This is a genomic window from Rhodococcus sp. P1Y (assembly GCF_003641205.1).
Lineage (GTDB): Bacteria > Actinomycetota > Actinomycetes > Mycobacteriales > Mycobacteriaceae > Rhodococcoides.
The window spans coordinates 4,476,923-4,491,060 of sequence record NZ_CP032762.1 but is presented as its reverse complement, the minus strand read 5'-3'; the positions used below and the strand labels follow the sequence as shown (position 1 = coordinate 4,491,060).

Annotated in this window: 16 protein-coding genes; 8 read left to right on the top strand and 8 right to left on the bottom strand. The window is 60.9% G+C overall.

Translation table 11 applies throughout. The features are described from left to right. Positions 1-92: 92 nt before the first annotated feature. The 6 genes from lpdA to D8W71_RS20685 all read right to left on the bottom strand — a co-directional run bounded on the left by lpdA (position 93) and on the right by D8W71_RS20685 (position 4,141). Positions 93-1,469: a dihydrolipoyl dehydrogenase gene (gene lpdA, locus D8W71_RS20700; RefSeq protein ID WP_121119675.1), complete on the bottom strand. Its 1,377-nt coding sequence runs from the start codon at positions 1,467-1,469 to the stop codon at positions 93-95. 7 nt (positions 1,470-1,476) lie between these two features. Next, a complete protein-coding gene (locus D8W71_RS20695; RefSeq protein WP_161965477.1) occupies positions 1,477-2,553 on the bottom strand; it encodes an NAD(P)H-dependent amine dehydrogenase family protein in 1,077 nt (358 codons plus the stop codon). Between the two features lie 228 nt (positions 2,554-2,781). After that, the gene (locus D8W71_RS20690) at positions 2,782-3,288 is read right to left on the bottom strand and encodes a GAF and ANTAR domain-containing protein (protein WP_236077531.1); all 507 of its coding nucleotides are present in this window, start codon (positions 3,286-3,288) and stop codon (positions 2,782-2,784) included. Beyond that, positions 3,224-3,499: a hypothetical protein gene (locus tag D8W71_RS28035; protein WP_236077530.1), complete on the bottom strand. Its 276-nt coding sequence runs from the start codon at positions 3,497-3,499 to the stop codon at positions 3,224-3,226. The genes D8W71_RS20690 and D8W71_RS28035 overlap by 65 nt, the downstream gene beginning before the upstream one ends. Positions 3,500-3,622: 123 nt before the next feature. After that, positions 3,623-3,796 (bottom strand): hypothetical protein, encoded by a 174-nt coding sequence (locus D8W71_RS27400; protein ID WP_153275404.1) that lies wholly within the window; start codon positions 3,794-3,796, stop codon positions 3,623-3,625. A 6-nt stretch (positions 3,797-3,802) separates the two neighbouring features. Next, positions 3,803-4,141 (bottom strand): hypothetical protein, encoded by a 339-nt coding sequence (locus tag D8W71_RS20685; RefSeq protein ID WP_236077529.1) that lies wholly within the window; start codon positions 4,139-4,141, stop codon positions 3,803-3,805. Between the two features lie 218 nt (positions 4,142-4,359). Here D8W71_RS20685 and D8W71_RS20680 point away from each other — a divergent pair, with 218 nt between their 5' ends. From D8W71_RS20680 to D8W71_RS20650, 7 genes are all read left to right on the top strand, one after another. Next, the gene (locus D8W71_RS20680; protein WP_201265441.1) at positions 4,360-4,803 is read left to right on the top strand and encodes an Hsp20/alpha crystallin family protein; all 444 of its coding nucleotides are present in this window, start codon (positions 4,360-4,362) and stop codon (positions 4,801-4,803) included. Positions 4,804-4,915: 112 nt separating this feature from the next. Continuing rightward, the gene (locus D8W71_RS20675) at positions 4,916-5,101 is read left to right on the top strand and encodes a hypothetical protein (protein WP_121116132.1); all 186 of its coding nucleotides are present in this window, start codon (positions 4,916-4,918) and stop codon (positions 5,099-5,101) included. A gap of 187 nt (positions 5,102-5,288) precedes the next feature. Then, the gene (locus D8W71_RS20670; protein WP_121116130.1) at positions 5,289-5,591 is read left to right on the top strand and encodes a DUF3263 domain-containing protein; all 303 of its coding nucleotides are present in this window, start codon (positions 5,289-5,291) and stop codon (positions 5,589-5,591) included. A gap of 228 nt (positions 5,592-5,819) precedes the next feature. Further along, positions 5,820-6,200: a histone-like nucleoid-structuring protein Lsr2 gene (locus D8W71_RS20665; RefSeq protein ID WP_121116128.1), complete on the top strand. Its 381-nt coding sequence runs from the start codon at positions 5,820-5,822 to the stop codon at positions 6,198-6,200. 252 nt (positions 6,201-6,452) lie between these two features. After that, entirely contained in the window at positions 6,453-6,704 is a 252-nt protein-coding gene (locus D8W71_RS20660) for a hypothetical protein (RefSeq protein WP_121116126.1), read from the top strand. Next, entirely contained in the window at positions 6,701-6,994 is a 294-nt protein-coding gene (locus D8W71_RS20655; protein WP_153275403.1) for a hypothetical protein, read from the top strand. Before D8W71_RS20660 ends, D8W71_RS20655 begins: the two co-directional genes overlap by 4 nt. Beyond that, on the top strand, positions 6,991-7,710 hold the full coding sequence (locus D8W71_RS20650) for a hypothetical protein (RefSeq protein ID WP_121116122.1): 720 nt from the start codon (positions 6,991-6,993) through the stop codon (positions 7,708-7,710). The genes D8W71_RS20655 and D8W71_RS20650 overlap by 4 nt, the downstream gene beginning before the upstream one ends. Positions 7,711-8,210: 500 nt before the next feature. On the opposite strand, the gene D8W71_RS20645 is transcribed toward D8W71_RS20650, so the two are convergent. Then, positions 8,211-9,749: a reverse transcriptase domain-containing protein gene (locus tag D8W71_RS20645; RefSeq protein ID WP_121116120.1), complete on the bottom strand. Its 1,539-nt coding sequence runs from the start codon at positions 9,747-9,749 to the stop codon at positions 8,211-8,213. A gap of 204 nt (positions 9,750-9,953) precedes the next feature. After that, positions 9,954-10,736, bottom strand: a complete 783-nt coding sequence (locus D8W71_RS20640) for an SLATT domain-containing protein (RefSeq protein ID WP_161965476.1) — start codon at positions 10,734-10,736, stop codon at positions 9,954-9,956. Positions 10,737-12,426: 1,690 nt separating this feature from the next. Here D8W71_RS20640 and D8W71_RS20635 point away from each other — a divergent pair. Further along, the gene (locus tag D8W71_RS20635) at positions 12,427-12,810 is read left to right on the top strand and encodes a hypothetical protein (RefSeq protein ID WP_153275402.1); all 384 of its coding nucleotides are present in this window, start codon (positions 12,427-12,429) and stop codon (positions 12,808-12,810) included. Positions 12,811-14,138: the final 1,328 nt, after the last annotated feature.

The following is a 14,138-nucleotide window of genomic DNA, read 5'->3' as shown; positions in this document are numbered from 1 at the left end:
GACCTTGCCTGTACGCGCACCGTACGCGCTGCGATCACATCGTAGGCGTACCGAGGTGGAGTCCATGTGCCAACAGGGTTCGTTCCGATCGTTCAGCCGTGGGCGTGGAGCGGTTGCCCTGCCAGAGCGAGCAACGCTTCGCCGATGGCTTCATTTTGAGTCGGGTGAGCGTGAATCATGTGGGCGATCGAATAGGAAGTCAGGCCCAGGTTCACGATGAGGCCGGCTTCACCGATCTGCTCGCTCATGCGCGAACCGACCATGTGAACCCCGACCACGACTCCGTTCGAATCCTCGATCATCTTCACGATGCCAGCGGTCTGCAAAATTTGGCTCTTGCCGTTGCCTGCAAGGTTGTATTCGTACGTCTTGATGCCCTCGCCGTAGGTGGCGCGGGCCTCGAGTTCACTCAGTCCGACACTGGCGAGCTCCGGCTCGGAATAGGTGACGCGGGGAAGCGCCGAGTCTCGAACGGGAGCCGGCGAAAGTCCCGCAATGTCCTCGGCGACGAAGATGCCGTGAGCAAAACTGCGATGCGCGAGCTGTAGACCACGGACGACGTCTCCGATCGCGTATACATCTTCGACGGATGTCCGAAGCCGCTCGTCCGTGGTGATCCAACCCCCGTCGGTGTCGACGCCCGCTTCTTTCAGCCCGATGCCCTCTGTGCGCGGGCCGCGGCCGACAGCGACGAGAACGTAGTCCGCAACGAGCTGCGTTCGATCGGCGAGCGTGACCGTCACCCCGTCGTCGCTTTGTGCGATGTCGGTGACGGACGCATTCTTTCGGACGTCGATCCTACGTTTCTTGAAGGCACGCTCCAGTTGGCGCGACAGCGACGCGTCCTCGAGTGGGACCAAGTTCGCGAGTGCCTCCACCACGGTCACCTGCACCCCGAGCGACTTCCACGCACTGGCGAACTCGACCCCGATGACGCTGCCGCCGATGATGACCACGGACGCCGGGATCTCGGCCAGGGCGAGGGCGTCCTCGCTGGTGAGTATGCGTCCCCCGCGGTCGACGCCGGGGATCATCCGCGGAGTGGATCCCGTCGCAAGAACGAGATGGCGGCCGGTCAGGTGTTCACCGTCGACTGCCACGGTGTGGGAGTCGACCAGTACGGCCTCGCCCCTGATGTAGGTGATTCCGTCCGACGCATCGACCAAGCCCTGCAGTCCGCGGTGCAGTCGATCCACCACCCCGTTCTTGAAGGTCTGCACGGCCTGAGCGTCGATCTTGTCGAGCGTGCTCATGATGCCTACGGCCGCGCTGTGCGATATCGAATCCGCTACCTCTGCCACATGCAGCAGCGCTTTCGTCGGTATGCAGCCGGCGTGAAGACACGTTCCACCGAGTTTGTCCCGTTCGATCAACGCCACGCTCAGGCCTAGTTGGGCGGATCTGAGAGCCGCTGCGTAACCGCCGCTACCACCGCCCACGACGACGACGTCGTAGGTTGCTGCCGTCATGTTCATATCAATCCTCATCGATTCGGTGTCTCTGACCGTGTGAGCTGAGGTTTAAGCTCCAGCGTCCGACGGGCGCGTGCGGCAAGCCGACATCGCGCAGAGTCAGAAGGCCGGGTGGCGCGTCACAGACCGCTCCGATGGAGCCAACGGCGGGCTGCGCGGTGAGGATTGCGAAGTCGGTCTTGCTCCAGCTTTTCGGGAAGTCCCATTCGACGACAGTTCGCGAACTCGGTTCGCCGTCGACCTCTATGACATACGCACCGTCGGTCATCGTCCAGTCGCAGTCGAGGTCTTCCGACAGACGCCACGTAATGGCTGTTTCGACGAACGCGCGCCCTGCCGCCCGCCCGGTCCAGACAGTGCGGAGTGCGCCGATCGTTCCTGCCTCGATGTGTATCCACCCCAAGTCGACGGACGACCGGCTCGCTGCGTAGTCCGTTCGATAGTCGATGCTGTCCAGTTGTACGTCCAGCGCCGCGGCCACTCGTTGGACAGTGTCCGCAAAGGGCAACATTGCCGCGCGAGTGAACTCGGCCAGCCCCGGGGTATCGAGCGGTCGAGAGAATCCGTGCCCCAGCCAGAAGTCGACATTCGGGTCGGTGCCTACATTGCACGACTCGGAGACCGTGACCTTGTCCACGCGGCGGCACGGGGCCGTCAGACCGACCGCGACAGTGCTTATCCACCCGGGGTTCACGCCAGTGAAGTACAGAGACGAATTCCCTGCCGAGCAGGCGCTCTTCAACGTCGCACGATAGCCGTCGTCCAGTGCCGTGCTGCCGAAGGTGGTCGTGCACACGACGTTCGATCCACTGACCAACAGACGTTCGACGGTCACCGTGTCTGCTTCTCTGGCCGTGAACACAATGCAGTCGGCTTCGAGGGCAAGTAGGTCGTCGACGTCGGAGGTGGCGAGAACGCCGGTCTTCGGCCTCCCACACAAATCCCCTGCGTCAACCCCCTTTTTGTCGGGGGAGTGGGCATAGACGCCGACCAATTCGAGCCCCGCGTCATCGAGTACGGCGCGCAGGGTATGGACACCTACTCGGCCGGTCGACCACTGAATAATTCGCCGTGTAACCAAATGTTTGCTCCTATCCGGTGATTTCGAACATACGGAAAACACGGGTCGGTGTCCAGCCGTTAGCTGTGTTCGGCCATCATGTGGTTTGCAAGCAGGAGAGAGCCACGCATACAATTTCGGATTCGACCTTCCACCGCACGATCAGGTTCCGCGCCGGTCCAATCGGCCACAACCGAAGCGCACTGCGTAGTGGTCGAACTGGGTGCGCAGGCCGGTGCGCCTGGACCGTCAGCGTAGGTCGCGGGCGGCGGCCGGGTCGGATCCGCGGGTGACCAGCTCAGCGGCCAACGCTGCAACGGGGATGTTCTCGTTCTGCGACAGACGCGATATCAGGTCGAACGCTTGGACCGCGTCGATGCCGTAGCGCTCCATGAGCATGCCCTTGGCCTGACCGATGGTGTCTCGGGAGGCCAGGCCGGACTTGAACTGTTCGGTCTTGTTGGCGGCATAGAGTGCCACCGCAGCGTGGATGGCCAGGACGGTGCCGAGTTCTTCGTCCTCGTCGCTGAACGCATTCTCGGTCAGCGCGAACAGGTTCAGTGCGCCGATCGTCTCGTCCTCGGTGTAGAGCCGGAACGACATACTGCTCAGGACACCGGCGTCGACTGCTGCGGGCCCGAACACCGGCCACCGCGGATCCGTTCGAAAGTCGTTGCAGCGAACGAATTCCTCACTGCGGGCGGCATCGACGCAGGGGCCTTCGCCGACACGCTCCTGGATCGAATCCAGTCCCACGCAGCTCACTCGTCGCTGCGTGGGACTGGTACTTCTTGGGCCCTCGGACGATGAGGATGTCGGCGCAGTCGACCGCCGGGATCAGCGAACGGGCACTCTCGGTCACCCCGCGCAGGGTGTCCTCGAGGCTGGTCGGGGTGAAGAACGATCGGGTCGCCTCCGCGATCGCACGGGTGAGGTCACGTCGTGGCGTGGTGTGTTCGTCTCCCATGGCTGCACTGTATCGGTGCCGCGCCCGGGTCGCCGATGACGGCGCTACTCGCCCGATCGGTAGGCACCGCTGCGTTCGGTACCTCGGACCACCATGCCGCCGCCGGGGCGTCGGGTTTCGTCGTCAGAGACCGCGTCGACGAAATTCGTCGAGCAGTCGGCGCCTGGCGTGTTCGAGTACCGCACTCTCCGCCGCTGGCGCGTTCTCGCGGTGTGCCGTGCGCAGTTGTTCCTCGGTGTCGGCGAGCGCGGCGTCCAGTTCGGCAACGCTCAACTCGCGCACGATGCTCTCGGCCATCGCTGATCACCAGTTCGGAATGACGATAGCCAGGAACCCGACCCCCAGGACTATCCCGAGGGTGCCGGCGCCGTAGGCGAGTGCTGCGTCGCCGCGCGGCGCCCGCGGCCCCGACAGCATCGAGCTCCGGTCAGCCCACAGCGCGGCGACGACCGCGAGTATCCCCAGGGTGACCCCGAGACCTGGGGCCCAGAAACTCACGATCGACAGCGCGCCGACCATCAACGCCGATTCGGTGTTCTCGGTCCGGCTGAATGCTCGCCGATTCCACCACCGCCGAGCGCCCGAACCCTCACCGTTCGCACCGCGGTCTTGCTTGTTCGTTGTCATCGTGTTCGTTGTCATCGTGTTGACTCCTCGCCTTTGTCGCATCCTGCGCGATGTGGTGCTCGCGCAGCATCATTGACCGTCTTCGTGGGACGGTGCCTGCCCCGAAAATTCTCGAAAAAACTTGTTCCACCATCTTGGCACTCGCAGTCGTCGAGTGCTAATTTTTGTTTCGCACAGTCAAGAGCAGCCCGTCACAGGGGCGGGCGCATCTGGGAATGACGGAGGTGGTTGCTGTGCTTCGCTTCGATCCGTTCCGTGACCTCGATTCGATTACCTCGGCCATGCTGGGGACCTCGAGCGGTTCCGATCGTGCACCCCGGTTCATGCCGATGGACCTGTACAAACTCGACGATCACTACGTTCTGTCCGCCGATCTTCCCGGTGTCGACCCAGGTTCGGTCGACGTCGATGTCGACCGCGGCACCCTCACGCTCACCGCACACCGCACCGCGCCCGACAGCGATGGGGTGCAGTGGATTTCCTCCGAACGATTCGCCGGGACGTATCGCCGCCAGGTCGCACTCGGCGAGGGTGTCGACACCGAGCGTATCTCCGCGTCCTACGACAACGGTGTCCTGTCGGTGACCATTCCCCTCGCCGAACGCGCCAAGCCGCGCAAGATCGACATCAGCGCAGGCGGCGGTGGTCAACGCTCCATCGAAGCGCATTCGCCCTGACCGTCTAGGTCTCGTTCGTTCCCGGGCAGTCGCCGTTGCGCGCCTGCTCGGGAACGAGAACTCCTCTGGCAGTTGTTGTTCGAGCGTCAAGAGTGATGGGAGGTGATCTTCGATGATCGACGTGATGGAACCGGTGGTGTGGCCCGAGGATCAGGATCGCGAGCAGTGGTGGGCGACGGTCCTGGGGATCGACATCAGTGAAAAGCTCTGTCCCGAAGCGGATGTCGTCGACCAGCAGCGGGCCGTCGAAGTAGACGACGACGGTTATCCGCGGACCCCGCACCCCGCTGCCGCGTGAGCCGCTTCCCGGCAGCGCTGTGGGGTGCTGCCGGGTCAGGTGGGCGGTGGCAGGTGTCGACTCCCTGCCGCCGCCCCACACGCTCACTCGCGGCGGTAGCCGGGTGCGCGTACGGACACGTTCGGCGTAACGCGCTTTCCGGGATTTTCGTCGGCCGTGTGAAGTTGTAGAACGACAGGTGGGGCAGATGACGATGATGATGGAGCAATCAGGGCTACCGACAGCCGATAGCGGCAGCGCATCCGGTGGTCCCGACATGGGCAACGATCGTGCGATGATCGATTACGCGTTGCGGTGGGTCAACCACGGCGGCGGCCCGGACGAAGACATTTACACCCACTTCGACATGACGGCGCGGGAGTTCTACCGCGGCGTCATCGAGATACTCGACCGGGATCCGGGCAGTGCGTTCGGCCGGTTCGGATTGAGCCCGATCATGGTGACCCGCATGAAAGCTGTAGCGCGCCGCCGTATCTGGATGTCGAGCTGACGGTGCCCCTTATCGGGACTTGGCGGTGAGGGCGGACGCAGTCGACAGAGCGGGGGCTGCGCGTGGCTGGCCCCCGTCATCGCCGGTCGTTGTGGGCGATCTGGTTGGTACGGCGCCCACCGAGTCTGCCCACAACCGGTGCTCGGACATTGTCTTCCGGCATGGGTGCGCCGGGTTATTCTCGGATTCAACGATCAGTACATGCCGAGCGGAAGGTAGTCACGCATCGTGGCCAAGAAAGTGTCCGTCGAGTTGGTCGACGATCTCGACGGTTCCGTTATCGACGACGGTACCGGGGAGACCATCGAATTCTCCGTCGCCGGGGTGGACTACGTCATCGACCTGAAGTCGAAGAACGCCGCCGAGTTCCACCGCAAAGTCGGTTACTACATCGACCACGCCGCCCGCACCGGCGGACGCCGGCACCGGCCCAAACCCGCTGGTAGCGCGCCGACACCCGCCCCGAAATCCACGGCTGCGAGCGCGTCCACGCGAGATCCTGCCGACACCCGCGCGATCCGGCAGTGGGCCGCCGACGAGGGCTACGACATCGGCGACCGCGGCCGTATCCCAGCCTCGATCGTCGACGCGTACGACGCTGCGCACTGACCCCTCCGCCTGCGTGTCGACGAGGTCGGCAACTGCAGAGGGCTCTTAACCCTGCAGCTATCGGCCTGCAGAGCTCCGACTGCTTTCCGCTTTCACCGGAGACGAACGCTCACACGCGCCGTCGTTGACGCCGACGCGACAACGGAGCCGTGCTCTGCCAGAGACAGCAACCGTTGCGGCACACCGCGAGTGCGCCCTGTACTCATTGGGTGCGCGCGTCGACCCACCCGTGCGGTCTGCTTCAATACAGTCATGAGCACATCGGGACATCTCACACATGCACAGGTCGGTGTTGGTGACACAGTCCAAGTGCGGCGGGTAGACGGGCACATCGTGGCCGGCACGCTCGTCGAAGACTTCGCCGACTTTCTGCTGACCGCGGAGTCGGCGGGACGCAACTGGGGTACACCGCGCCGCTGGGCGGTCGCCCTCTCCGACGGCACCTTGATGTTCGCCAATGACACCGACATCGTCGGCGCTCGGCGCGAGCGCCGCGAGGCGTGATCGAGCACCGATCACCGCAGCCGACAACGGCAGCTACACCTGCCGTATCGGCGTCATCCACGTCGATGCCGAGGGGTTCTGCTGCGTCGCCGACAGTGTTGCTGCTCGATACCCCCGCTTTGCGAGCGGTTCTCGATGTCCTCGGCGCCGTGTCGATGTTCGCGGTCGTCTCCGCCGCAGCAGGTACCCGAGACGCCGCACTGACCACCGCGGCAACCGCGATACTCGTGCTCACCTCACGAACCCTCCGGCGCCGAAACAGTGTCGCCACGCGACACTCCGAGACGTGAGCACACTCGATACCCCGCGCCCTCAGGCCGGGACACCTCCGCGGGAGGCCCTGATGCACGATGCTGTGATCGAAGCGGCGGCCCTGCTGGTGCTCGGGCGCGGTCTGGGTGCAGTCTCGATCGACGCGGTCCATGCGGTGTCCGGGATCGGCCGGGATCGCCTGCGGCGGAGGTACCGGTCCAGCACCGGGCTGGTGGCCGCGGTGTACATCGACGGGCACCAGCGGGTCAGCGTCCTGTGCACAACTCGCCGCCACCGGCGCATGACCGATGTCGACACTGTGTCGGCGTGCGCGACGGCGTTGCTCCAGCGGGCTGGCGTCGGCCCGGTGGTGCGTGCGCTGCATGCTCTCGAAATGAGCGACGCAGCAGCCGATACCGGTCTGCCGAGTATCGACCGGGTGTTGACCGCCTGGATGACGGACACCCTCACACCTAGTCTGGACTGTTCGGCCGAAGAGCGAGCACGGATCGGTGAGATCGTCTCGGTGGTTGTGGCGGCAGTTGCGGGTGTATGCGCACCCCGAACTGGGAACAGCATGCCCACGAACGCGGCAACCCGGGCACGGTCGCAGGCTCTGGCCGCTTTCCTGTCAGAATTCGACGACATCACCGGTGGGCTGGTCCTAACATCGCGGCGCGGCACGCATGCACCAGGAAGCCGCCGGGATGCACCCACCGAGATTCGAAGAATCTGGTCAATGACGGGTATCTGAACCAGAAAGCGGCGTCGCACGGTTTTTCCTCCGATCTCGGCGCCCGGCCGTGGGGGTCGTATTTGTTATCGACGGTCAGGGACGTGGACGGTCGACCTCCGCCGCTTAAAAACGCTGACGCTGTAGAGAATATTGAGTTTCTGAATGCACTGTGCTCGCAGTGCTGCTTTGCGGGTTCGGCATCCGGACTGGAGGCGTATCTACCGTCCAGTGTCAATTGTTGGGCTGTACTTCTTGACCTAGCTCTGGATCATCAACGGGCTGTTGTTGGGGAGAGCTCCGATATGATCTCGAGCAGCGATCTTGGTATTGCCTGCTATGCAAGACGACAGTGGTATGCCTGAACCGCGCGGTCACGGGTCCGCAGCCGAAATCACCAAGCGTGCTTACTCTTCAATCCTCCTGGTGGCATCACAGTCTCCGCCAGTTCTTGGGCCGGCCGGCGCAAGGCCCGCACATGTTAAACGTTGGTGGGCAATGCAATCGAGCTGGAACGTCCCTTATCTCCAGCTGTAGAGCGACACGGTATGAGTGGCGATTCGTGTGCCGTGCGCACGAACCGCACGGCGGACGAGCTCGGACATCCGGACAGTACTGGGAAGCCGTCCGTCTACTTGGCTGCCAAAGGTGGACTTGGTCATGAAGGCGCACAATTGTTTTTGAGTAAATCCCCAGGGTTCGGGGACCGGATTTGAACCTAAATTTCCGTGTAGAATCCGTGACCGTTTACGAAGGGCAAGCCACACCTGTGTTGAGAGCCACGCGTCAAATTCTCGCAACTGACCAACATCGTTGACCATCGGATGGCGGCCAAGCAGGCCAGCAAGGGATATCTCTGGCGGCAAGGGGCCGCGCATGAGTCGACGGAGTTGCGCTTCGCTGAGGTTCCCGTAGAGATAGCGTCGAAGCTGCCACAGTAATGCAATATAGTCGCGATCTAGACCTCCTCTCAAGCGGAGAATATTTTGAGTCCCCTTGATAGGCTCACGCAACAAATGGTTGTAGATATATTGGTCAATCTTCGTCTGTGCCAAAGAGATTGCACGGCTCGACAACGATATATCTCGCAGTCCGAGTCGATGGCTGAGAAACTCAAGGCTATGCGCATTTGTAAATTCCGCCGCAACGGATTCGGGCGTGGTTAAGAGTTGGACCCCTGGGCTCTTGGCGTGGTTGATAGCGCAGCGAGTCCGATCTGAAAATCGATGCAACTCATCGACCGCACGGCTTAGATTGCTGTAATCGCGACTCCAGACGACGATATCGTCGGCATACCTGGTAAAGGAAACTCCAAGGCGTTCAAATTCTCGATCGAGCGGTGTGGCGGCGATATTTGCCAAAAAAAGACTTATTGTAGTTCCTTGGTGTATGCCGCGGTCGCGATTTCCAGCATGCGTCGGCATCGTTCCTGGGAGTAAAGTCGGATGAGGAGCGGTCATGAAAGCCTTGAGTAGACGTCGCTCGGTTCGTGTCACTGCGAGTTTGAGCGCCGAGATTGTACTCAATACATGATCGTGATCAATTGAGCCGAAGTAGTCTGCAAAGTCGTATTGTGCGACATAGATACGGTGCTCGTTGGACCACTCCGACTGCATGTGAGTGATCGCATCATGAACACCGAGATCTTTGCGGTATGCGTAGGATCGGGCGCTTAATCTTGTGCGGTTCTTGCTCATGAGCGATTTGTACAGTCTCTTCGATACCACCTCGTCCGCGATTGCGAACGCCGTAACCGTTCGGTCCTTTCCGCCAGGCTTAGGAATCTGAAACCCGGCGGGCGGCAGCGGTTCGTATGTGCCCGCTTTGATGGACAAATCAATGGCATGACCGATTGAGGCGGCGCGCGCCCGAACATGGAAGGGCTCGTGGCTGGGGTGATACGCCCAGTACCTGGGCGTACGTACCTCTAACTCGCGTAGGGGGTCGGTGGACCGCCGCTGCCGTCGTTTAGACTCGTCATTGGCTTGTTTAACACGACGTTCGTGCGCGCGGATTCTGTCGGTAGCGGCATCGCGGATTGCCCCAGCCAGCTCGATCATTGGACCCCTTGGTGGTTAGTAAGGCGGGACCGAGCAAACTCACTCGGTCCCGACCCGGCTAGCCCGCCTCGAAATGCTGCTTCCGCGCGTTCGTGTTCGCACACGGAACGCCTTGCAGACCCACTAGGGCTGCGTTGCAGGCGGGTGGCCTAGCCCCTCTTGGGACCCGCACCGAACATACCACTTGCGTTCCCGGCTGCTTGTTTAGGGTGTGAGTGATATTCCCAGAGGAATAAATAACCCTACTGGTACTACTAGGCTTAGGTAGGGTATTGCAGTTATTGCGGAGTCCATCCATATTGATCTTAGACGGACAAATGTGCCAATCTTGTGGTTGTTCGCATGCTTCTCGCTGAATTCATCAGCGTCCGTCGACGAACGCGCAGGCAACGTTTTGCCGCATTGCACATTTTCTTGGTTTAACTTTGCTGTCTTGTTTTCTTTTTTTGGCTTAGGCTTTTGCGGTATAGTGCGAAAGTAGTCGCCCGAAGTGTGGTTCTCGGTTTCATCAAGCACTGATTGATATCGATTCGAAAAATCACGAGACATTGCAACCGTTATGATCGTATCTTTGCGATTGGCGAGTTCCTCAACCTCGATGGAGATCCTTTGAATCTTTCGATAATTGAGAAACATGTCCCGACTGCGTCCAGAATAGTCCATATTCGTGGCCGCCAGTGAAATGACAAGTGAAACGACCGACAGGCATACAAGTAGGGTGCTGCCATTTGGGCCGTACATCAAGGGTTCCGTCAGCATGCCAACTGCAGCAATCGTAGTGGCAGTGGAGAATGCGACAAGGGCCCAGTTCCAGCCACGAGCTCTCCGGCCCAGACGAACGCAAGCTGACTGCCGAGCGAGATAGGTTTTATATGAACGCGTTTCGAGAAGTTTCAATTGCGCCCGGGTGTTTTGGTCGGAGTCTGCCGATCTCTGTTGTGGTCGTCGCGACTTGACAGAGACGGCAGGCACAACGTTTCGGGTCAAGACCACACTCTTTCGTCGACGATGCGAGGGATGAAGGGGAGCGAGGCTTCCGCCCCGAACCAACGAAGTGTATAGGGTGGCCAGCCTGGTTCGATAGTTCGGTGACGGCTCGACTAAGTACTGGCAAACGCATGTCTCGGTGACCTGGGGTCTTTTGTTGCCTGCTGCCGTGGTAGAGCGACGAGGCCTTCTCGCCGCAACGCACTGGGAGTCCCAAGACGGTGCTGAGGTAGCGGCCGAGTCCGCGTTAAGCTCGCGGACTATGGGAAGCGATCCCGGTGTGTCAGAAGATCACAAGCGAAGTGCGGTCCGGGCCATTAACTAATTCGCTCGAGGAGCGCTCGATATAGCCTCCGATGGGTGCCATGTCAGTGACTCGGATCACCGGTTCCCGCCTCCCGATTAGGGAAATTGGGCACTACGTCCCGACACATGCAAGACGCGAATTAGGACAGCGGCGGCAGCCTGTGGTCCGAGAACACACCGTATGGGCGTTGTCATAAGCGGATCAGTCCATGGAGTTCGGACGTGGGTGCAGCTCCGAACATCAGTTCGGGGAGTCAGGTCATCACTTTGAAATCGTCGGTTCGAGTGACCGCATGAATCGCTCTGTATGAGTGTGCCCTCAGGTGGACTCGGGCGGACGCTCAGAGGTCATCTTTCGCTCAACGCTTTGCACCAAAGCCGTGTGCACCCACCCGGACGTTAGTGGCCACTGGAATCCCCGAACCGCCAGGTCAGTGGCATGGTGGTGGACTTCGGTGCATCCACTGAAATTGTGTTCGTTTAGACAGCGGGTCCGGGGTTCGAATCCCTGATGGCGCACAACGAGTGCCCTTGAGCAGCATATTTGCTGGTCAAGGGCACTTTTTGTTGTCCGGGTACGTGTAGACGACCGTAAGCTTCGCGAATATCGACAACTCCCTGACCTGCGGGTTCTCAAGCGCCGGAGGGCGTTTCGGAGACTTGACTCTTAATCGCAAATACGGGGAGTCAGGTTCTGGTTGCCATGCCGCTGACCTGCGAGTTGTGTGCCGGATTCGCATCGCCGGGTAGCTGATGGACGTCGGTGGACGCCTAACTCATCACTTACTCATCTCTTTGAGCGTTGATCCCACCGAACGGTGATGGTTTTGTCGTCACACTTGTTGCAGGACCCCGCAAAGCGGGGTAATGCCGCGAAAATCGAGGACGCGTTCGTAAGGGCGTTGGTCTTAGGAACGGGGCGGTGTCGGTTATCACTGGGTCGTGTTCGTAGTCGCCACCGGAAGGTGTAGAGGTCCTGATTGGTTGATGCAGGGGTCGACGCGAACGTAGTCAGGGTCGGGTTGCCGGGTTGCCGGGTTGCCGGGTCGTCGATAGCGGGTTCGTTAGTTGCATCTTGTGGGGGAAGGGGCCAGCCCATGACCTTCCCCATGGGGTCGGTGTCGCGACGGGCGGTGTACGACGTAGTCGTGCGGCGCAGCGTGCCCCACCGTTTAGACATGAGGGCAACTGTTGGCAAAGCAGACCGTCTGCGATTATTTGCAATATGGACAAGGCCGTTTTGCTTCCGCTTGTCACCGCTGCCGGTGGCGCATTTTTGGGTTGGCTCGCAGCATTCTCGAATGAACGTGTCAAGTGGCAGCGTGAGCGTGCTGCTCGATGGGACGAACGCCGTTTAACTGCATTTGTCGACTACGCGGCTGCGGTGAAGCGCGAAGTCCACCTGTGCATCCGCATGGCGGCAGCGATGCACCTAGGCACCATGGATGAAGCTCCGCTAGAAAACGTCGAAGGCGTTCGCCTTCTCAACGCGACAGAGGAACGGCGCGCCGACGCCTTCGAGGGTCTTCTCCTCCTGGCTGACAAGCAAACGATCGACGCCGCTCGCGCGTGGCACGAGTCGGTTTGGAGGCTTCGAGATACAGTGAATGGAACTAGGACCGTCGATCAAGACACGTTCATGTCTCTGTTTCGTGCAACAGGTGTGGCCCGCGACGATTTCCACCAAGCGGCTAGACAGAGCTTGTCGGTGACGACTGAGTTCGCAAGAAGTCTTGCCTTCCACAGGACCGTCGCGGATTCGACGTAGTTGCAAGAATCCAAGCGCGCAGGCTTTCCCAAGAATTTGCGTTACCGCAAAACTGTTGGTTCTGAACCGTCGTCAGTCTGATTGAGGCTGCATTTTTCTGGTTAGATTGCAGTGGGTCGGCAACAGCGACAAGCTGCGGCTCCGGTTAAACTGCTTGCATAGGTGCAGACGCCGGTAATGTGCGGCTCGGGAATCAGCCCGAGGCGGTGTGCAACGTATTTCTAGTCGTTCTCGCTGCGCCAATCAACTCTTGTTCACCCCGCGAGATGCCCACGCAAACGTTGATAGAGACTGGCCGCCTCGGCCGTGTTCGGTGCCGGCATCCGGTCGCCTGTCTTCTTGTCGGCCACCAGAGGGCGTTCCTGCCGTATGCGGCTTGTTCGTAGATCACAGGTCGTGGATGACCGCTCCCGAATTAGTGGAGCGGCTGTCTAGCTCCCGGTTTCGGTCCGAAATTCTTGGGCAGACAGTGTTGATCCAGTTGGCGTTCGGAGCTTCGCTGCGGCAGCGAGGGCATCGGGTCCGGGTGGTATCGGTTCTTTGCGGCGGTGTGGGCGGCCGGTGTTCGCACCAGCCATCGCTGCTTGTTCGAGGGCGTGGATGTGTCCGTGGTCGCGGACCATCGCTGCGGTACTATCGGCTGCGAGGTGGTGCCGAACGATGCAATTGCAGCGGGCGTCCATGTGGCCGTGTCGTTCTCTGTTCGACGTTCCACGTCGTGAATGGGAATTGGAGACCGTCGACACGTACGAGCTAATCGCTTTGAATCGTGGTGAGGTCGAATGTCCATGGCGGACCGTTTGGACGATGCGCGACCATGTGGGACTTAGATGGACCGGGAGCAGGTCCCCGGTTGTCATTTTACTCATGATTTTGAGGCGCTGATCCCTGACGCTGGGGCCCGCTGATCGGCGGTGGAGTTCGAGTTGCGAGCGGGTCCTGTCGATTCAGAGGTCCGTTTGGGTGACGGCGGAGCCGCCACTACTGGCGGATCTTGGACCAGTATGTTCGGGCGGAGGTATCGCTACACCGAGCTGCGTGTTCACGACTCTGCATCGAGAACGCGGCACCACATAGCTACGACAGCGGCTGAGCGTCAGACAGCGTTGTAATGGTTGGTACGCAGCGCGCCGGGAGCAATTCAGATCGTTGTGATATCTGGGTACTTGGTGTTTCGTCCCGTGATGGCAATATTCGCCGTTAAGTCGGTGGACCACCGTCTGGCGGTGGACTGTCATCCTCTCGGCAGTTGCCGGCCAATCTGGTGCCATTCCGACCGTTTGCCGAGTTTACTCACCGGAGTCCGTGGTCCCAGGGAGCTCGACGCC